Origin of the sequence: Streptomyces sp. NPDC093109 (genome assembly GCF_040701725.1) — a bacterium.
Taxonomy (GTDB): Bacteria; Actinomycetota; Actinomycetes; order Streptomycetales; family Streptomycetaceae; genus Streptomyces.
Genome location: NZ_JBFBEZ010000026.1, coordinates 65,890 through 85,151 on the forward strand (window position 1 = coordinate 65,890; position 19,262 = coordinate 85,151).

General features: G+C 72.5%; 13 protein-coding genes. 6 read left to right on the plus strand and 7 right to left on the minus strand.

All coding sequences use genetic code 11. The features are described from left to right. Positions 1 to 114: 114 nt before the first annotated feature. The 4 genes from AB0389_RS24210 to AB0389_RS24225 all read right to left on the minus strand — a co-directional run bounded on the left by AB0389_RS24210 (position 115) and on the right by AB0389_RS24225 (position 7,131). Positions 115 to 2,505 (minus strand): right-handed parallel beta-helix repeat-containing protein, encoded by a 2,391-nt coding sequence (locus tag AB0389_RS24210; RefSeq protein ID WP_366397560.1) that lies wholly within the window; start codon positions 2,503 to 2,505, stop codon positions 115 to 117. 154 nt (positions 2,506 to 2,659) lie between these two features. Then, complete coding sequence (locus AB0389_RS24215; protein ID WP_366397612.1) at positions 2,660 to 5,242, minus strand: bifunctional FO biosynthesis protein CofGH; 2,583 nt, start codon at positions 5,240 to 5,242, stop codon at positions 2,660 to 2,662. A gap of 259 nt (positions 5,243 to 5,501) precedes the next feature. Then, a complete protein-coding gene (locus tag AB0389_RS24220) occupies positions 5,502 to 6,239 on the minus strand; it encodes an NUDIX domain-containing protein (protein ID WP_366397561.1) in 738 nt (245 codons plus the stop codon). Between the two features lie 64 nt (positions 6,240 to 6,303). Further along, positions 6,304 to 7,131, minus strand: a complete 828-nt coding sequence (locus AB0389_RS24225; RefSeq protein WP_366397562.1) for an LLM class F420-dependent oxidoreductase — start codon at positions 7,129 to 7,131, stop codon at positions 6,304 to 6,306. A 213-nt stretch (positions 7,132 to 7,344) separates the two neighbouring features. Here AB0389_RS24225 and AB0389_RS24230 point away from each other — a divergent pair, with 213 nt between their 5' ends. From AB0389_RS24230 to AB0389_RS24245, 4 genes are all read left to right on the plus strand, one after another. Then, positions 7,345 to 8,976 (plus strand): CehA/McbA family metallohydrolase, encoded by a 1,632-nt coding sequence (locus tag AB0389_RS24230; protein WP_366397563.1) that lies wholly within the window; start codon positions 7,345 to 7,347, stop codon positions 8,974 to 8,976. A 212-nt stretch (positions 8,977 to 9,188) separates the two neighbouring features. Then, positions 9,189 to 12,191, plus strand: coding sequence for a BTAD domain-containing putative transcriptional regulator (locus tag AB0389_RS24235; RefSeq protein ID WP_366397564.1), 3,003 nt, complete (start codon positions 9,189 to 9,191; stop codon positions 12,189 to 12,191). 223 nt (positions 12,192 to 12,414) lie between these two features. After that, on the plus strand, positions 12,415 to 12,567 hold the full coding sequence (locus tag AB0389_RS24240; protein WP_366397565.1) for a hypothetical protein: 153 nt from the start codon (positions 12,415 to 12,417) through the stop codon (positions 12,565 to 12,567). Between the two features lie 135 nt (positions 12,568 to 12,702). Next, the gene (locus tag AB0389_RS24245) at positions 12,703 to 12,912 is read left to right on the plus strand and encodes a hypothetical protein (protein WP_366397566.1); all 210 of its coding nucleotides are present in this window, start codon (positions 12,703 to 12,705) and stop codon (positions 12,910 to 12,912) included. Between the two features lie 105 nt (positions 12,913 to 13,017). Here AB0389_RS24245 and AB0389_RS24250 read toward each other — a convergent pair whose 3' ends face one another. Beyond that, positions 13,018 to 13,587, minus strand: a complete 570-nt coding sequence (locus AB0389_RS24250; protein ID WP_366397567.1) for a hypothetical protein — start codon at positions 13,585 to 13,587, stop codon at positions 13,018 to 13,020. A 186-nt stretch (positions 13,588 to 13,773) separates the two neighbouring features. Here AB0389_RS24250 and AB0389_RS24255 point away from each other — a divergent pair, with 186 nt between their 5' ends. Further along, entirely contained in the window at positions 13,774 to 14,502 is a 729-nt protein-coding gene (locus AB0389_RS24255; protein WP_366397568.1) for a hypothetical protein, read from the plus strand. Positions 14,503 to 14,518: 16 nt separating this feature from the next. Here the strand turns inward: AB0389_RS24255 and AB0389_RS24260 are convergent, their stop codons facing one another. After that, on the minus strand, positions 14,519 to 17,008 hold the full coding sequence (locus AB0389_RS24260) for a PQQ-binding-like beta-propeller repeat protein (RefSeq protein WP_366397613.1): 2,490 nt from the start codon (positions 17,006 to 17,008) through the stop codon (positions 14,519 to 14,521). A gap of 200 nt (positions 17,009 to 17,208) precedes the next feature. Then, positions 17,209 to 18,117 (minus strand): VOC family protein, encoded by a 909-nt coding sequence (locus AB0389_RS24265; protein ID WP_366397569.1) that lies wholly within the window; start codon positions 18,115 to 18,117, stop codon positions 17,209 to 17,211. 267 nt (positions 18,118 to 18,384) lie between these two features. On the opposite strand from AB0389_RS24265, the gene AB0389_RS24270 reads away from it, so the two are divergent. Beyond that, a complete protein-coding gene (locus AB0389_RS24270) occupies positions 18,385 to 19,032 on the plus strand; it encodes a TetR family transcriptional regulator (protein ID WP_366397570.1) in 648 nt (215 codons plus the stop codon). The last annotated feature ends 230 nt before the right edge of the window (positions 19,033 to 19,262 follow it).

Below are 19,262 nucleotides of genomic sequence, written 5' to 3' on the forward strand. Positions count from 1 at the left end.
ACAAACCACTGCCCGGCCCTGGACAGCCGACCAAAGTAGCGCGGCCCGTCTCTTCGGTCTCCCCGCGACGCGGTCGTCGTCGGGGAGACCGAGGAGCCGGAGTGGCAGCGCGTATCAGCGCGCCGTGCGGCCGTCGAGCGCGCCGATCCAACCGCCCTTGGTGCCCGCCGAGTTGAGCGGAGAGTGGCGGGTGGGGCGGAGGAAGTCGCCGTAGATCAGCGCGCCGTCCTTCTGGCGGGCGTACGTGCCCGGCAGTGTCAGGGAGCGGAAGTCGCGCGCCCCGGCCGTGGTGGTGGCGTCCTCGTTGGTGGCGCGTTCGCCGTCGAAGAGGACGTTGGTGCGGTCGGTGTCACCGGAGATGTAGTCGCGCACCGGGGTGTCGCCGCCGCGGCCCTCGGGGGTGCGGAACGACAGGTTGTCGCGGTAGACGCCCTGCTCCTCGACGGAGAAGTAGGGGTTGAAGCGCATGATGTAGTTGAAGCGCTTGTTGTCGAACGCGGAGTTGTGGGACAGCTCAAGACGGCCCGGGTTGAAGTTGTCCGAGAAGCCGTCCATGTTGTTGTCGAAGGCGATGTTGCCGCGCACGACATGGGCGACGGGCAGGCCCTCGCCGCCGACCTTGAAGCCGTTCCCGGTGTCGCCGTCCTCGTGATAGCCGTTGCTGAGGCGGCCGTTGGCGTAGGCGATGTTGTTCTCCAGGAGGACGGGCATGTTGGCGCCCTCGTTGACGCGGTTGTAGAGGTCCCAGCCGTCGTCGATGTTGTGGTGCGCGATGTTGCCCCGGAACACGTTCCCCGCGCCGACGCCGAGCTTCGCGGCGAAACCGTCGGCGTTGATGTCGGTGAGGTCCCGGTTGTCGTGCGACTCGCTGTTGAGGATCAGGTTGTGCGCGGGCCACAGGGCGGGGGCGTCGCCGTTGCCCGACATCTGGAAACCGCTGTCCATGTTGTAGTTGAAGAGCATGCGCTCGATGACGTTGTGGCTGCCGCTGACCCGCATGCCGTTGCCCGTCGAGCCGGTGACGCGGAAGCCCTCGAAGCGCCAGTGGTCGGCGTCGAGCCGCAGGGTGATGGGCAGGACGCCCCGGCCGTCGAGCACGACATCCGCCCCGCGGTAGGGCTTGACGGTCTTGGGCTTGCCCTTGGTCCCGCTGTACGCGGCGTCGACCGCGACCGTGCCGGCCGGCGTGTACGTACCGCCGTGCAGCAGCACCTTGCCTCCGGGGGCGACGTACGCGAGCGCGGTGGCGAGGTCGACGGGGTCGGCGGCCGTACCGGCGGCGGTGGTGGCGCCCTCGGGGGCGGCGTGGATGGCGGCGCCGTCGCCGCGCTCGCCGTACGCCTTCGTCCGTACCGTCAGCGACTGGCTCACCGGACCGCCGGCGGACGCGTCGTCCGGGACGAAGCGCAGGCCGAAGTCGGTCCGCCCGGCGGTGAGGGTGACCCGGTGGCCGACCGTACGGTTCGCGGTGGTGTGTTCACTGTGCAGTACGGTCCCGGCCGCGTCGGTGAACTCCACCGTGCCATCGACGTTGGGGCGGGCCCGCAGCGGGTAGTCGAGTCCGCCGGCCACCGGCGGAGAGAGCACGGTGAGTGCGGGCTTGACAGGGACCGGCTCGATCGCCGGGCGGGGCTGGGTGTGCGCCTCGGAAAGTTCGAGGCGGGCGTTGTCGAAGGTGACCTTGGCGTTGCGGGCCGCGTAGAAGCCGACGTACATGTGGTCCGGGTCGATGTCCTGGACCCAGTCCGCGCCGGTCACGCGCCGCTCGAAGGTGACGGGCTGCCCCACGTGGGTGAAGGTCGAGGAGATGATGAACTCGGTGTCGGTGCGCTCAAGACGGAGGGTCACCGGAGTGTTGAGGGGCAGTGTGTAGCGGGAGTCGGTGGTGAACGCGGTGGCGCTCATGCTGCTGCCCGTGTTGCCGTACGGCTTCACGACGCCGGTGCGCTGGATGGCCGTGACGCCCTGGCGCATCACCCCCGAGGCGAACATGTTGGACGCGGCCGGCACCTCCTCGTAACCGAGGACCATCGGGTTCTGGCGGGCCCCGCCGTTCACATCGCGCACCATGATGCCGGCGCTGTCCTGGGAGCCGACGGCGCCGCCGGTCTCGGGGCCGAGCTGGTTGACCGTCATGTCGGCGGTGAGGACGAAGTTGTCCGTACGGGGGTCCAGGGCGGTCTGGTAGAAGGTGAGCCCGTCGTGCCCGGGGGCGATCTTGCCGCCCCGGCTCTCCATGACGACGCGGCCGTCGATGGTGCCGGGGTGCTCGGGCGCCGCGTAGTTGGTGCCGACCTTCTCCGGCAGCACATTGGAGGCGAAGTTGAGGTCGGTGGACTGGCCGAACGTGATGGCTTCCCAGGCCGGAGCCGCGGCGGCGGCAGCCGGAACGGCCGCAGCAGAAGCGGCGACGGCCGTGGCAGGGGACGTCAGCAGCCCGGCCGCGGCCAGCAGCCCCGCCGCGGTCAGCGCTGTCAGACGTTGGGCTCGCGCGATGGGTCTCACATGCAACTCCCTCATGAAGGCGCCGACTTGGCCGTCCTGTGCGGGGACAGTCAAACGGCCGCGCCTTCGCGGGGGCAACAGGTAGGAAGCGCTTTCTTATCCGGACTCCTCTTCTGTCCATTACTCGACTACGCGAACCCGGCTACGAGCCCGGCTACGAGGGCAGCACCGGCAGCAGCTCCGGCAGATGCCCGTCCGAGGCCGCCGCCGCCCGTACGCGCTCCTCCGGGACCTCGCCGTACAGCGTCGTACGGGGCCGGGCGGGCCGGCCGGCGGCATCCGCGATGGCGACCAGGTCCTTGACCGACCGGTACGAGCCGTAACTCGACCCGGCCATACGGGAGATGGTCTCCTCCATCAGCGTGCCGCCCAGGTCGTTCGCGCCCGAGCGGAGCATCTCGGCGGCGCCCTCGGTGCCGAGCTTGACCCAGCTGGTCTGGATGTTGGGGATATGGGGGTGGAGGAGGAGCCTGGCCATCGCCATCACCGCGCGGTTGTCGCGGTCGGTCGGGCCAGGGCGGGCGATTCCGGCCAGATAGACCGGGGCGTTGGTATGGATGAAGGGGAGCGTGACGAACTCGGTGAAACCGCCCGTCTGCTGCTGGATGCGGGAGAGCGTACGGAAGTGGCCCAGCCAGTGGCGCGGCTGGTCGACATGGCCGTACATCATCGTGGAGCTGGAGCGGATGCCCAGCTCGTGGGCGGTCGTGATGACCTCGATCCAGGTGGCCGTGGGCAGCTTGCCCTTGGTGAGGATCCAGCGGACCTCGTCGTCGAGGATCTCCGCCGCCGTACCGGGGATCGAGTCGAGACCCGCCTCCTTCGCGGCCGTCAGCCACTCGCGGATCGAAAGACCCGTGCGCGAGGCGCCGTTGACGACCTCCATCGGCGAGAAGGCGTGCACATGCATGCCGGGGACGCGCTCCTTCACCGCCCGCGCGATGTCGAAGTACGCCGCGCCCGGCAGGTCCGGGTGGATACCGCCCTGCATGCAGACCTCGGTGGCGCCGACCTCCCACGCCTGCTCGGCCCGGTCGGCGACCTGGCTCAGGGAGAGCGTGTACGCGTCGGCGTCCGTACGGCGCTGGGCGAAGGCGCAGAACCGGCAGCCGGTGTAACAGACGTTGGTGAAGTTGATGTTGCGCGTGACGATGTACGTGACGTCGTCGCCGACCGTGTCGCGGCGCAGCTCGTCGGCGATCCGGGTCAGCGCGTCGAGCGCCGGTCCTTCCGCGTGGAACAGCGCGAGCGCCTGGTCGTCGGTGAGCTTCGTCGGGTCGTCGGCGGCCTGCGCCAGGGCTCCCCGGACGTCCGTGTCGATCCGGGACGGCACCATGCCGGGCGCGGCGGCCTCGCGCAGCGCCTCCCAGTCCCCGTACACGACGTCGAAGTCGTCGCGCCGGTCGCCCGTGCGGCCCTCGGTGTCGATGGTGCGGTGCAGATCGGTGCGGCCGGTGGAGGTGAAGCCCTCGTCCGGCTCCTGCCAGGGCAGGCCGGCGGGCAGGACGCCCTCCCGGGCCAGCCCGGTCTCCGGGTCGGCCAGCGCGCGTACGTGCGGCAGCAGCCGGGGGTCGAGCCACGGCTCGCCGCGCTGGATGAACTCCGGGTAGATCGTGAGCCGTTCGCGCAGCTCGAAGCCGGACTCGGCGGTCCGTGCGGCCAGTTCGTCGATGTGCGGCCAGGGGCGCTCGGGGTTGACGTGGTCGGGCGTGAGCGGCGAGACGCCGCCCCAGTCGTCGATGCCCGCGCCGATGAGCAGCGCGTACTCCGCGTCGACGAGATTCGGCGGGGCCTGGATACGGGCGGCGGGGCCCAGGATGTGCCGTGCGACGGCGACGGTGGCCGCCAGCTCCTCCAGCTCCGCGTCCGGCATGCCGCGCATCGCGGTGTCCGGCTTGGCGCGGAAGTTCTGGATGATGGCTTCCTGGAGGCCCTGGTACGCGCGCTGGACGCGCCGCAGCTCGAAGAGGGCGTCGGCGCGCTCCTCGTACGTCTCCCCGATGCCGATCAGCACCCCGGTGGTGAACGGGACGTTGGAGCGGCCGGCGTCCTCCAGCACCCGCAGCCGTACGGCGGGCTCCTTGTCCGGCGAGCCGTGGTGCGGGCCGCCGGGCTCGGACCAGAGGCGGGTGGCGGTGGTCTCCAGCATCATGCCCATGCTCGGCGCGACCGGCTTGAGCCGCTGGAGGTCGGTCCAGGTCATGACGCCCGGGTTCAGGTGGGGCAGCAGCCCCGTCTCCTCCAGGACCCGGATGGCCATGGCGCGTACGTACGCGAGCGTGTCGTCGTACCCCTCCGCCTCCAGCCACTCACGCGCCTCCGGCCACCGGTCCTCGGGCCGGTCGCCGAGCGTGAACAGCGCTTCCTTGCAGCCGAGCGCGGCGCCCTGGCGGGCGATCTCCAGCACCTCGTCGGGCGAGAGGAACATGCCGTGCCCGGCCCGGCGCAGCTTGCCGGGCACGGTGACGAACGTGCAGTAGTGGCACTTGTCCCGGCAGAGCCGGGTCAGCGGGATGAAGACCTTGCGGGAGTACGTGATGACGCCAGGCCGCCCGGCCGCCGCGAGCCCCGCGTCCCTGACCCGCGCGGCGGACGCGGCGAGGTCGGTGAGATCGTCCCCGCGCGCCTGAAGGAGCACGGCGGCCTCGGTGACATCGAGGGCGACGCCGTCGCGGGCGCGCTTGAGCGCGCGGCGCATGGAGTTGGCGGTCGGCCCTCCGGGCTGCTGATTCGTCATGAACCCGAGCATACGAGCGTGGGCGGGGAACATGCGGGTGGGCAAGGGGGTGGCATAGGTCTCGTCCGAGCGGCGGCGCCGCCGCGCCGTCGCCTTCTCGCCTCCGCCCAGCCGCCCGCCACCCGGCGCGTACCCCTCGATCCAGGGCTCGCCCGCGCAGGCGTCGTGGCCCTGGCCGGCGGAGGCGATGTCGATCAAGGTTGACCGGCCGGGCGCACCTTCGACAACCGCGCCCGCGACTTGCTCGCCAACAGCTGAGTCACACGTCGTCGTGTACCGGCGACTCCTGTGTGTACCGACGGACAACCGGCTCCAAGTAGTCCACGTGCGGGCCGGCCAGGCCGGCCAGGTCAGCCGGGGAGCGTACGAGCGCGAACTCGTCGAGTTCGGGTTCACGCCCCTGGGCGTGTTCCGTCCTCGCCGCAGCGGCAAAGCCCTCACGCAGCGCTGACTCCGGCAGGGCCGGGGCCAGGTAGGTCAGGCCGACGCTGCCGTTCTTCCCCCGGGTGACCGCCCACAGCCGCAACGTGTCGGGAGGCGTACTGATACCCATCTCCTCGACCAGCTCTCGCGCCGCCTGGCCGCCCAGCGCGGCCTCGTCCAACGTCTCTCCGTCCTGAGGCGGCTCCACGGAACCGCCCGGTAACTGCCAGCGGCCCGGGGCGGCCGTGGACGGCGACATCCTCGCCGCCAGTACACGGCCCTCGTCCGTCGGCTGAACAACGTTGACGAACAACGACGGCAGCGCGGTGGCGCCCGGGACCCGGCGCAGGGCGTAGTGCCGGTAGGTCACCCGTGCCCAGGAAAGACTCAGAGCGCCCTGACCGGCCCATTCCAGCCCCGCACACGCCGCCACCGGCCCGTCGAAGAGAGACGGATTGGCCTGGACCGCCCTGTCCCACGCACGGTCTCTGGCCGATTCGTCCGCGGGTGACAGCGGGGGAGCTTCCGACTCCACCAGGCAGAGCCGCTCAACATCGAAGAGGTCAATACCCACGGGGGGCAGCGTCTCGGGCACCTACTCATCGTAAAGCCCGTTCCGATCACGCGCCCCAGGGACCTCAGACGTACGCCGCGTACGCGTCCAGCGTGCGCAGCACCTCCGTCTCGCCCGCCGGCGGCAGCTGGAGGACTACCTCCTCGATGCCCAACTCCGCGTAGTGCGCCAGCTTTCCCTCGCTCGGGATCACCGCGTACGGCACGACCTGGAGGCCGCCCGGGTCGCGGCCCGCCGCCGTCCAGGCCGCGCGCAGTGCCGGGAGTGTCTCCGTCAGGCCCCGGCCGCCGATCGGCAGCCAGCCGTCGGCGGACTCGGCGATCCCGGCGAAGAGCTTCGGCCCGGCCGTGCCGCCGATGAGGACGCGGGGCTCGCCCCGTACCGGCTTCGGGTACGCGGTGCTGGGCCGTACGGCGCCGAACTCGCCCTTGTACGCGGTCGGTTCCGCCGCCCACAGCGCCCGCATCAGCGCCAGCCGCTCGTGGGTGAGCGCGCGCCGCGACGCCCACTCCACTCCGTGGTCGGCGGCCTCCTCCTTGTTCCAGCCGAAGCCGACGCCGAGCGTGAAGCGCCCGCCCGAGAGGTGGTCGAGGGTGGCGATCTGCTTGGCCAGATCGATCGGGTCGTGCTGGGCGACGAGCGTGATGCCGGTGCCGAGCCCCAGCCGCTCGGTCACGGCGGCGGCCTGGCCGAGGGCGACGAAGGGTTCGAGCGTACGGCCGTACTCGCGCGGCAGTTCACCGCCGGCCGGGTAGGGGCTGGTCCGCTCGACGGGGATGTGGGTGTGCTCGGGGAGGTAGAGCCCGGCGAAGCCGCGCTCCTCCAGCGCGCGGGCGAGCCGTACGGGCGTGATCGTCTCGTCGGTGAGGAAGATGGTGGTCGCGATCCGCATGGGTGGAGCCTCCGTCGTCGGCGTCGGTGGGGCGGCTGTCACCGTACAACTCCCGGTTACTCGCGGGTAGTGGGGCGGAGGGGCCCCGCGGGGTGCTCCGGCCGTGTTTCGGTCATCCTCCGACCGCCGTGCCGTGTGCCACGGTTCACCGGGCGTGGGCAGAGTACGCACACGTACGCCCCCACCCCCCTCGGCATCCCGGGAGCCGCCACCATGGGCAAGGACCGTACCGACAGCACCGACTCCACCGACCGCGCGACCGCGGGCCCCGGCCGGCGAGGGCTCCTGGTGACGGGAGCCGCCGCCGCGCTTACGTTGGGCCCCGTGAGCTTCGCGAACGCGGCGTCCCCCGGCGGCTCCGGCGCGTCCGGTGCGTCCGGTGCGTCCGGTGACCTGACCCGGACCGTGCGCGGCACGCTCCCGCCCGGCGCGCCCGACTTCGTCTACCTGCCCGTGGACGTGCCCGAAGGCGTCGGCGAGATCCACGTGTCGTACGCCTACGAGCGGCCCGCCGTCCCCGCCGGCACCCTGGGCAACGCCCTCGACATCGGCCTCTTCGACGAACGCGGCACGCGGCTCGGCGGCCCCGGTTTCCGCGGCTGGTCGGGCGGCGCCCGCAGCGAGTTCTTCGTCCGCGCGAACGCGGCCACCCCCGGCTACCTCCCGGGCCCGGTCCGCGCCGGCACCTGGCACATCGCCCTCGGCCCGTACACCGTCGCCCCGGCGGGACTCCCGTACGAGGTGACGATCACGCTGCGCCCCGGCCCGCCCGCACCCGGGGGAACGCCCGCACCCGAGGGGACGCCCGCGCCCAAGGGAACGCCCCCGACGCCCGCGCCCGTCTACCCGCCGCCGCGTGCGAAGGGGCGCGGCCGGGCCTGGTACCGGGGCGACTGCCACCTCCACTCCGTGTACTCGGACGGCCGGCGCACGCCCGCCGAGATCGCCGCGCTCGCCCGTGCCGCCGGGCTCGACTTCATCAACACCAGCGAGCACAACACCCACGCGGGCCACCGCGCGTGGGAGGGCCTGTGGGGCGACGACCTGCTGATCCTCACGGGCGAGGAGGTCACCACCCGCAACGGGCACGTCGTGGCGCTCGGCATGGACCCGGGCACGTTCATCGACTGGCGCTACCGGGCCCGCGACAACCGTTTCGGCCATTACGCGCGCGAGATCCGGCGGGCCGGCGGGCTGGTGGTTCCGGCGCATCCGCACGGCACCTGCCTCGGCTGCACCTGGAAGTTCGGCTTCGCGGACGCGGACGCGGTCGAGGTCTGGAACGGCCCGTACACCCCGGACGACGAGGTGTCCCTCGCCGAGTGGGACAACCTCCTTGTGCCGGCGGCCCGTTCGGGCGCGCGCTGGACCCCGGCGATGGGCAGCAGCGACGCCCACCGCGACCCCGACCCCGTCGGCACCCCGCAGACGGTCGTCCTGGCCGAGGACCTCACGCGCGACGCGATCCTCGCGGGCCTGCGCGCCGGCCGCAGCTACGTCGCCGAGTCCGCCCGGGTCTCCCTGGCCTTCGGCGCCACCGGCGGCCGGGGCCTGCGCGCGGGCATCGGCGAGCGGCTCAGGGTCGCCGCGGACGCGCCGGTGACGGTACGCCTCGACGTCACCGGGGCCCCCGGCCGCACCGCCCACTTCGTCACCGACCAGGGCACCGTCCACACGGCCACGCTCCCCCAGGCCGGCACAGGCACCGTCGAATGGCGCACCACCGCCTCGTACACCACCTACGTACGGGCGGAGGTACGGCACCTCCCGACGGTCCCGGGTCTGCCGGGTGCCCTCGTCGCCTTCACCAACCCGGTCTTCCTGGGACAGCGACCGGGGGAATAAAAAGGGGGAACGGAGGAGAATCGGGCGGGCTGGAACCGTTGGCACCGGGCACCGCATCCTTCTCTGAATGACCGTTCGGGCGCCCGCCGTCACGATCCTGTCGCGGGCCCCCGGAGACCCGAACTCACTGCTGACTCAACGCCTCTGACAGGGCAGACTGTCGGGGGCAGTGAGGCAGTAACGGTGGCAACGGGGGCAGGGCAGGGGGAGCAATGGAACGTGACGGCGGGCCGCGCGTGCCGGAGCAGCGGGCTCCGGCGGGAGCGGCGGGCGAGGGCAGGAGCACGGGCGGGGGCGCGGGCGAGGCCGCGAGCGCGAACGGTGACGAGCTGCGCTTCAGTGTGCTCGGCCCCGTACGCGCCTGGCGGGGTGCCGAGACACTGGCGTCCGGATCGCCGCAGCAGCGCGCGCTGCTGGCCGCCCTGCTGCTGCGCGACGGCCGTACCGCCACCGCCCCCGAGCTGATCGACGCGCTCTGGGGCGACCGGCCGCCGTCGCAGGCGCTGGCCGCCGTACGGACGTACGCCTCGCGGCTGCGCAAGGTGCTCAGCTCCGGTGTGCTGGTCAGCGAGTCCGGCGGCTACGCCCTGCGGACCGCGCCCGAAACCCTCGATCTGAGCCTCGCCGTGGAGCTGGCCGGGCACGCGGACAAGGAGCGGGCCGCCGGGAACCGCGCCCTGGCCAGGGACCTGCTCAACCGGTCGCTCGACCTGTGGACCGGCGAGACGCTGGCCTCCGTACCGGGGCCGTACGCCGAGACGCAGCGCGCCCGCCTTGAGGAATGGCGTCTGCAACTCACCGAGTCCCGACTTGACATGGACCTGGAGGCCGGTTGCCATGCAGGGGCCGTCTCCGAGCTGACCGCCCTCACCGCCGCGCACCCCCTGCGCGAGCGGCTGCGCGAACTGCTGATGCTCGCGCTCTACCGGGGCGGCCGGCAGGCGGAGGCGCTCGCGGTGTACGCGGACACCCGCCGTCTGCTCGCGGACGAACTCGGTGTCGACCCCCGCCCGGAGCTGGCCCGGCTCCACCAGCGCATCCTGGAGGCCGACGTCTTACTGGCCGGCCCGGCCGAGGAGCCCGCCCCGTCGCACCCCGTACTGCGACCCGCTCAACTGCCCGCCACCGTGCCGGACTTCACCGGCCGCGGCGCTTTCGTACGGGAGCTGAGCGACCGGCTGGCGACCCCCGAGGGCGCGGTGATGGCGGTCTCCGCGATCGCCGGAATCGGCGGCGTCGGCAAGACGACCCTCGCCATCCATGTCGCGCACGCGGCCCGATCGCACTTCCCCGACGGGCAGTTGTACGTGGACCTCCAGGGCGCGGGCCCCCGCGCCGCCGAGCCGGAGGCCGTACTTGCCTCGTTCCTAAGGGCGTTGGGCCTGCCCGACAGCGCCATCCCCGACTCCCTCGACGACCGCTCCGCGCTCTACCGCTCCACGCTCGACGGCCGCCGCGTCCTCGTCCTGCTGGACAACGCGCGCGACGCCGCCCAGGTCCGGCCCCTGCTGCCCGGTACGACGGGCTGCGCGGCGCTGGTGACCAGCCGGGGCCGGATGGTGGGCCTCGCGGGCGCGCATCTGGTCGACCTCGATGTGATGTCACCGGAGGAGGCGCTCCAGCTCTTCACCCGGATCGTCGGCCCCGAGCGCGTCGCCGCCGAGCGCGAGGCCGCCCTCGACACCGTCGCGGCCTGCGGCTTCCTGCCGCTGGCCATCCGGATCGCGGCGGCCCGCCTCGCCGCCCGCCGTACCTGGACGGTCTCGGTCCTCGCCGCGAAGCTCGCCGACGGGCGGCGCCGGCTCGACGAGCTCCAGGCGGGCGATCTCGCCGTCACCGCGACGTTCGAGCTCGGCTACCGGGCCCTCGACCCCGCGCAGGCCCGCGCCTTCCGCCTACTCGGCCTGGCCGACGGTCCCGACATCTCCCTCGCCGCGGCGGCGGCCCTGCTCGGCCTGCCGGTCCAGGAGGCCGAGGATCTCCTGGAGTCCCTGGTCGACACCTCCCTCCTGGAGTCCGCCGCCCCCGGCCGCTACCGCTACCACGACCTCGTCCGGCTCTACGCGCGTGCCTGCGCCGAGCGCGACGAACAGCCCGCGTCCGGACGGGAGTCGGCGCTGTCGAGGCTGCTGGACTTCTATCTGGCGACGGCGGCGAACGCGTACGCGCTGGGACGCCCGGGCGACCGGCTCGTGAACCACCTGGAGCCCACGTCGTACGGCGGCCTGGAGTTCCCGGACTCCGGCGAGGCGCAGGACTGGCTGTACGAGGAGGCCCGGGGCCTGCTCGCCTGCGTACGCCAGTCGGCCACCGACGCGCGGCGGCTGCGCCGGGCGGTGGACCTGCTGTGGGCGGCGCTGGACCTGGTCGAGTCGGGCGCCAACTCCAAGGAGTACGAGTCGACGGCGGTCGGCGTGCTGAGCGCGGCGCGGGCTCTGGGTGACTCCTGGGCCGAGGGCCGCGTCCTGGTCACCCTGGGCAATGTCCACCACCTCATGGGCCGGTTCGACCAGGCCGACGAGGAGGCCCGGCGCGCCACCGAGCTGGCCCGCCGTAACGGCGACACGCTTGCCGCCTGCTGGGCGGGCAACCACCGGGGCATCATCGCGATCTATCAGAATCGTGGCGCGGACGGGGAGCGGTACTTGACGGAGGCGATCGAGGGCTTCCGTGCCGGGGACAACCAGCCCGGCACTGCCTCCGCGCTCTGCAATCTCTCGCGCATCCGGCTCGCCATGGGCCGTACGGCCAGCGCGGTCTCCCTCGCCGAGGAGGGCATGAGCCTCTACGACGCCACCGGCAGCACCTTCCGCGGTGCGAACGCCCGCTACGCGCTCGGGATGGCCCTCACCCGGAGCGGCCGGCTCTCCGACGCGGCCAAGCGGCTGACGGAGGCGCTGGAGGTGTTCCGGGAGAGCCGGCAGCGGCTGTGGGAGGGGATGGCTCTGTACCGCCTCGCCGAGGTGGACCTCGCGGCCCGGCGGCACGCCTCGGCGGCCTCCCACGCGGAGATGGCGCAGACCGTTCTGCGCGGAATCGGCGGGGAGTGGCGGCGCGCCAATGTGCTGACGGTGCTCGGGCGGGCGCTTGACGGCATAGGGCAGTCGGGCCGGGCCCAGGTCTGCTGGCAGGAGGCGCTGGCTGTCTTCGAGGAGTTGAACGCCCCCGAGGCGGCGGAAGTGCACACCCTCCTCGTCTCGGCCACCGCCGCGTAGTTCCGTTTCGCCGAACCCGCCCTGGTCTGGGCGTTCATCATTCATTTAGCGGCACACGGCATGGTCGTACCCGTCGAACCGTTGCTTCGGGGGGCAGACGGATCGATGTAAGGCCGAACCCCTAGGGTGAGCGGCCTTGAGACGCCCGCCTGGTCTTTCGGGGGAACGGCCGGGCGGGCCTCATGCCCCACATCGAGAAGATCCACCCAAGGGAGTACGGACGATGAGCGACAAGACGACGGACACGGTCACCAAGCCGCAGGGCGACTCCCACGCCACCGGCGGGGCCGAGCCGAAGACGGCCACGACGCAGGGTGACTCGCATGCCACGGGTACGCCGGACGGCGACTCGCACGCCACTGGCGAAGGCGTCTAGAACCGCCTGAACACACCTCTTCGACGGGGGTGACGACCGCGGCGGCGCGGAGGGGGAGCCGCCGCGGTCGTGGCATGTCCGGACCCCCTCGGAAACCAGGTCGGCTCTGCTCAGGAGCCGCTCGGAAAGGTATGGATGACGCTCTCCAAGAGAATTCTGGTCACTGCGACCCTGGTGGCCGCGACAGCTGGGGGCGCGGCATCGCCGGCGCTCGCTGACAACCACATCACCTCCGGCGACAGCCACGTCACAAGCGGCGACTCGCACGTCACGAGCGGCGACTCGCACGTCACGAGCGGCGACTCCCACGTCACTGTCACGCCGCAGGACAGCCACGTCACCTGAGAACCACCGGGGACGTCGCACAACAGTGGGGCCGGGGCTCACAAGGCCCCGGCCCCACCCATGTTCCCGCGCCCGGCTGAGCCGACGCCGGCTCAGCCCGCTCGCTCAGCCCTCCACGGTCGCCGTCGCCGCGCACTGCCGTACGCGCGTCACCTTCCGCGGGGTGTCCATCGGCACCCGCACCGTGCGCGTCTCGCCGCCGGCCAGGGTGACCTCCGCGTCGCCGTAGTCGACGTAGGCGCCGGCCGCGTCCTTGAAGGTGACGTCGATGTCGTATGTCTCCGACGCCGGCGAGTCCTCGTCCGCCACCACCCGTACGGTCGCGTACGTGACGGCCTTCCGCTTGCCTTGCGCCTTCCGTACGCAGCTCACCACCTCGGCCCGGACGCCGTCGTCGTCCGTAACCGGGCCGGACGAGCTGCCCGAGCCGGACGAGTCGGTCGAGTCGTCGCGGTGCTGCCCGCTGATGCCGGAGCCCGATCCCGAGCCCGAGTGCGAACCTCCGTTGCCCTGCCTCGGGCTGGAGCAGCCGCCACCCCCACCGCTCCCGCCACTGCTGCTGCCGCCGCTCTTGCCGTGGCCGCGCGAGCCACGGCCGCCGGACGCGGCCGGCTGGAAGCCCGTCAGGGCCAGTACCACCACGACCAGGACCGCCATGAACCGTGCGTGTCGCATCGTCAAAACCGTTCCACTCCCCCGTCCGTGCCCTCGGGCGCGTTGCCCGTGGACCTGTCAATCGCGCGCGACAACGTATCAGCGCGCCCACGGATCCCGGCGTCCGCATGGCGCGGGCCTGACACCCGGCGTAGCGTCGGGCTCCGTAGCCGCATCACGCGTCAGCAGGCCCCAAGGAGGCCGACGATGGTCCGTAACGTCCTCGGTTCGATCCTCGCGCTCGCCGGCGCCGCCGCGGCCGTCCTCGCCCCGTTCCGCCCCTGGTACGACGGCCGTGAGGGGCGCGACTTCCGCATCGCCGATCTCTTCGAGGGCCTCACCGACCGAGGCTCCGGGGTCCTCGTCTCGCTCCTGGCGCCCTTCGCCTTCGCCGCGCTGCTCACCCTGTTCGCACTGACGCTGCGTTCGCGGGTGCTGGTTGCGCTCGCCGGGCTGGTCGTTCTCGGCTTCACCGTGCTGTGGATGGTGCGCCAGGGCCAGGCGGCGGGCAGTCTCGCCCTCAACGGTGACGGGTCGGGGCTCGGGATCGGCGTCGCGTACGCCCTCGGCGGCGGGATCGTGCTGCTGGTCGCCGCGCTGCTGATGAGCGGGCGGCGGCGCGCGAGGCAGCCGTGGCCACCGGCGCAGCAGCCGCAACAGCAGCAGCCGTATCAGCCGCAACAGCCGCCGCAGGACTGGGAGTACGCCCCTCAGCAGCCGCATCAGCAGCAGTCGTCGTCGCCCTACGGGTACGACCCGGGCCCGGCGCCCCAGCAGCCGTACGCGCCCCAGCAGCCCCCGCAGCCGTACGCGCCCCAGCCCTACCCACAGTCCTACCCGTCCCCGCAGCCCCAGGACGGCTGGTCCCACGACGGCGACACCCAGTCCCTGCCCGTCGTCGACCGCGACCGCCCGTCCCACGACCCGCGCGCGTAGTAAGCCCATAAGCGCGCTACCGCGCCCCGCCGCGTCCCGTCGCCGTCCCCTTCACCGCGTCCAGCGCGTACACGCACCGGTCCTTGCTGCACGCGTACACGACCCCCCGCCGCGCCACCGGCGAGCCGGTGATCTCGCCGCCCGTCGCGAGCTTCCAGCGGAGCTGGCCGCCGCTCGCGTCCAGCGTGTACAGCACATGGTCGGCCGAGCCGAAGTGCAGCCGGCCGTCCGCGACCACCGGCGCGCCGATGACGTCGCCGCCCGCCGCGAAGCGCCACTTGGGGGTGCCCGTCACCGCGTCGAGGGTGTAGAGCGCGCTGCCGCTGCCGACGTGGATGTTGCCGTCGGCGACGAGCACCGGCTCGATGGACTGGCGGGACTCCGTCGCGATCCGCCAGCGGTCCTTGCCGGTGGTGGCGTCCAGCGCGTACACCGTGCCGAGGTAGTCGGCGAGATAGACCCCGCCGCCCGTGACGGCCGGGCCCGGCGCGAAGGCGGGCGGTGAGAGGAAGACCGCGGGCGCCTCGAAGTGCCAGCGCACATGGCCGCTCACGAGGTCGATGGAGAGCACGCGCGGACCGGCCGCCACGTACAGCTGGCCGTCCGGGGCCGGACTCACCCGTACGGGTACACCGCCGCAGGAGGCCGCGTCGCCGATGGGGTACGACCACAGCTCGGTGCCGGTGCGCGCGTCCAGCGCGAGCAGCCGGGCGTTCTTCCAGACGTAGACCGTGCCGCCGGAGATCGCGGGCCCCGCCTCGGGGGTCTCGAAGTCCGTCTGGGCGCCCGAGGTCTCCCAGAGCTTCTCGCCGTTCGCCGCCTCCCACGCCTGGACGCCGCCGCCGCGCGTCCCGGTGACGACCGTGCCCCGGTCGACCTTGAGGGAGTACACCCAGGCGTCCGTCTGGAGGCGCCAGCGCTCGCTGCCGTCCTTGCCGTCGAGCGCGTAGAGCGTGGGGCCGTCCGAGGCGTGGATCCGGCCCCCGGAGACGGCCATCGCCCAGGCCACGTCGCGGGTCTTGAACTGGCGGCGCCCGCTGGCCACGTCCAGCGCGTGCACCTCGAAGGAGGTGACGTAGAGCAGATCGTCCTCGACGACGGGCGTTCCCCAGACGTCGTTCGACATACGGAACCGCCAGGGCCGCCAGTGGGCGGGGGCCGGTGCCGCGTCGGGCGGCCGGGTGGGCGCGGGCACCGGCGGGGCGGCCGGGGCCGTAGCGGGACCGGCGACGGCGTCCGGGGCGGTGAGCCCGGCCGGTGGTCTGACCCAGCCGGTGGCCTGGCCTGCCTCGGCGGCGCCCGCGGCTCCCGCGCCGGCGCCGCCCGCGCCCGCGACGCGGGGCCCGGGGCCGATCGGCAGGGGCGCTCCCGGCAGCCGGACCGGGCCGTCCGGGGACGCGGCCGGGGCGGCGCGCGGGGCCACCAGCGGCGGCGCGGGGGGCGGCGGGAACGGTGTCGGCGGGGGATGCGGCGCGGTCCGCTGCACCTCGGCGGCCGGCCGGCCGCCCACCCTGCGTCCGCCGCCACCGCCACCGCCGCCGTCCGGCCGCCACGCGGCGTCCCAGTCGGGCGACTGCGCGGGCCGGGGCGGGGGCGGGAGCGGCGGGGGCGGGGGCTGTACGGGCGCGGGCGCCGGGGCCGGGGGCGCGGCGGGCGTGGGGCCCCGGCCGCCGGCCCGTCGGCGCTCGATCATCGCGGTGGCGGACTCGGGCAGCCACGCCGACGCCGTACCGCTGTCGTCACCGCCCGAGGCGAAGAGGTGCGGCGCCAGCTGCGCCTGGAGGTCGGCGGGCGTGGGCCGCAGCGTCGCGTCGGTCTGCATGCACGACTCGATCAGCGGTCTCAGCTCGTCCGGCAGCCCATCGAGGTCCGGGCCTTCGCGCAGCAGCATGAAGACCGTCTCGACCGCGTTGACCCCGTGGAACGGCGCGTGTCCGGTCGCGGCGAAGACCAGCGTGGAGCCGAGCGAGAAGATGTCGCTGGCGCCCTTCACACTGCGCGAGTCGCGCGCCTGCTCGGGCGACATGTAGGCGGGGGTGCCCACGGCGACGTTCGTCATGGTCAGGCGGGTGTTGGAGACACCGGAGGCGATGCCGAAGTCGATGACGCGCGGGCCGTCCTCGACGACCAGCACGTTCGACGGTTTCAGGTCGCGGTGGACGAGGTTGGCGCCGTGGATCGACTGGAGCGCCTCGGCGATGCCCGCCGCCAGCCAGCGCACCGCCTGCGCCGGCATGGGACCGCACTCGTTCACTATCTCTTCGAGGGAGGGCGCGGGCACATAGGCGGTGGCCAGCCAGGGCACGGCGGCCCGGGGATCGGCGTCCACCACGGCGGCGGTGTAGAACCCGCTGACGGCGCGGGCGGCCTCCACCTCACGCGTGAAGCGGACCCGGAACAGCTGGTCCTCGGCGAGCTCGGTCCGTACGGTCTTGATCGCCACCCGGCGGCCCGAAGCCGAGCGCGCCAGATAGACCAGCCCCATGCCGCCGGCCCCGAGCCGCATCAGCACCTCGAAAGGGCCGATACGCCGCGGGTCGTGCTGCGTCAGCTGCTCCACTTGCCTGCCACCTCCCCGTACGGGCCACGAAGGTACGGCCCCATCCCCGGTGATTCTTCCTGTCGGAGGCGGCTGTTGCGAACCCGGGGGCGGATCGGGGTGTCCCGTACCGATCCGGACACCGCGACCTGTACGGGTTCGGGTTCTTACGCCGGTTTACGACCCTGGTCCGGACCGGAATCCGCCGCCGAGTCCGTCGCCGAGTCCGCCGCAGAAGCCGAGCCCGTCGCAGAAGCCGTCTTCGATTCCGCGACTGATGCCGCCGAGGCCGCTGTTGCCGCCGACTCAGACAGTACGGCGAAGGACGCCCCCTGATTGTCCAGCAGCACGGCCATCCGGCCGTGCGGGATGTCGAACGGCGGCGCGGTGACCCGGCCGCCGAGGCGGGTGGCGAGCGCGGCGGTCGCGTCGCAGTCGAAGACGGAGAAGTAGCTGAGGAAGTGGCTGGGCATCGCCGCCGGGAAGGCGTCCGTGATGACGCTGCGCCCGCCGATCGCGGTCGCCTCCCCCGGTTCCGTACCGGCCGGGGACCACATCCGGAAGTCGACGGAGGGGCCCGGCAGATCCGTCCCCCGGAAGCCGAGGACGGACTCGTAGAACGGGTCGACGCGCTCCTTGTCCCGTGTGTAGCACTCGGTCCAGCAGAAGGATCCGGGCAGGCCCTTCTTCTCGAAGCCCGGGTCCTCGCCGGCCTGCCAGATCCCGAAGACCGCGCCGTCGGGGTCGGCCGCCTGGGCCACGATCCCGCTGCGCCCGATCGCGACCGGATCGCGCACCAGCCGGCCGCCGGCCTCGGTGATACGGCGGCAGAGCGCGACGGCGTCGGCGGTGGCGAAATAGATCCCCCAGACGGTGGGCATCCGCCCGTCCTTCTTGGCGACGAGCCCGGCGACGCGCTTGCCGTCGCTGAGCGCCTCCGTGTACTGCCCGGACTCCCGGTCACCGCTCGCGCCGAAGGTCCAGCCGAACAGCTCTCCGTAGAAGCGCTTGCCCGCCTCCAGGTCGGGGAGCGACACATCCACCCAGCACGGCGTGGATTCCGCGAATGCGGCCATGGGCCCGAATCCTTCCTGGCGTGGACGCGGAAACAGGCTTCCCGCACCGCCAAGCTAATGCGCGGCGGACGGAACCGCAGCGCGTGAGCCGACTGCCACCCCGAGTTATCCACCGAAGTTATCCACAGGCTGTTGATAACACTATTCACGCTCACTTTCAGCCAGAGAGCAGAGCACCCGCGGCTCGGGACCCCTGTGCGAGATGGCCGGTTCCCCATTTGCAGTCGGCCAAATCGCGCTGGGATCACCCCTCGGTAAGCTGACGGCATGACAGGACAAGTGCGCACCGTCGACGGCCGCGTGGCTGGTCGACGTGGGCAGGCGACGCGGCAGAAGCTGCTCGACTGCCTCGGCGAGATGCTGAGCTCCTCGCCGTACCGGGACGTCAAAGTCATCGACGTCGCACGGAAGGCGGGCACCTCGCCCGCGACCTTCTACCAGTACTTCCCGGACGTCGAGGGCGCCGTCCTGGAGATCGCGGAGGAAATGGCCAAGGAGGGCGCCGGGTTGACCGGCCTGGTCTCCGGCCGCTCCTGGGTCGGCAAGGCCGGCTGGCAGACGTCGGAGGAACTGGTCGACGGCTTCCTCGATTTCTGGCGCAAACACGACGCCATCCTCCGGGTGGTCGACCTGGGCGCGGCGGAGGGCGACAAGCGGTTCAACAAGATCCGGCTGAAGATCCTGAACTCCGTGACCAACTCCCTTACGGAGTCCGTGAAGGAACTTCAGTCCAAGGGCCGGGTCGACAAGGACATCAGCCCGGCGGCACTGGCCGGCTCCCTGGTCGTGATGCTCGCGGCGGTGGCCTCGCACCAGAAGAACTTCCAGAGCTGGGGCGTGAAGCAGGCCGAACTGAAGCCGAACCTCGCGCTCTTGGTCCACCTGGGCATCACCGGCAAGAAACCCACGAAGTAACACCGCCCGCAGGGCACGAGGCGCAGGGCACGAGGCGCGGGGCACTGGGCGCGACCAGCTCCACAGCCGGTCACTCCCGGGAGGACGGCTCGACGGAAATCTCCTCTCTCAGCCAGGCGACAAGAGATTCCCACTCCGCCAACTCACGCTCATCTGCGACAAGTTTCCGGATCGGATGCGAACCGTACTGGCCATCGAGGCCGACGCAGCACGCGCAGGGACACGAGATC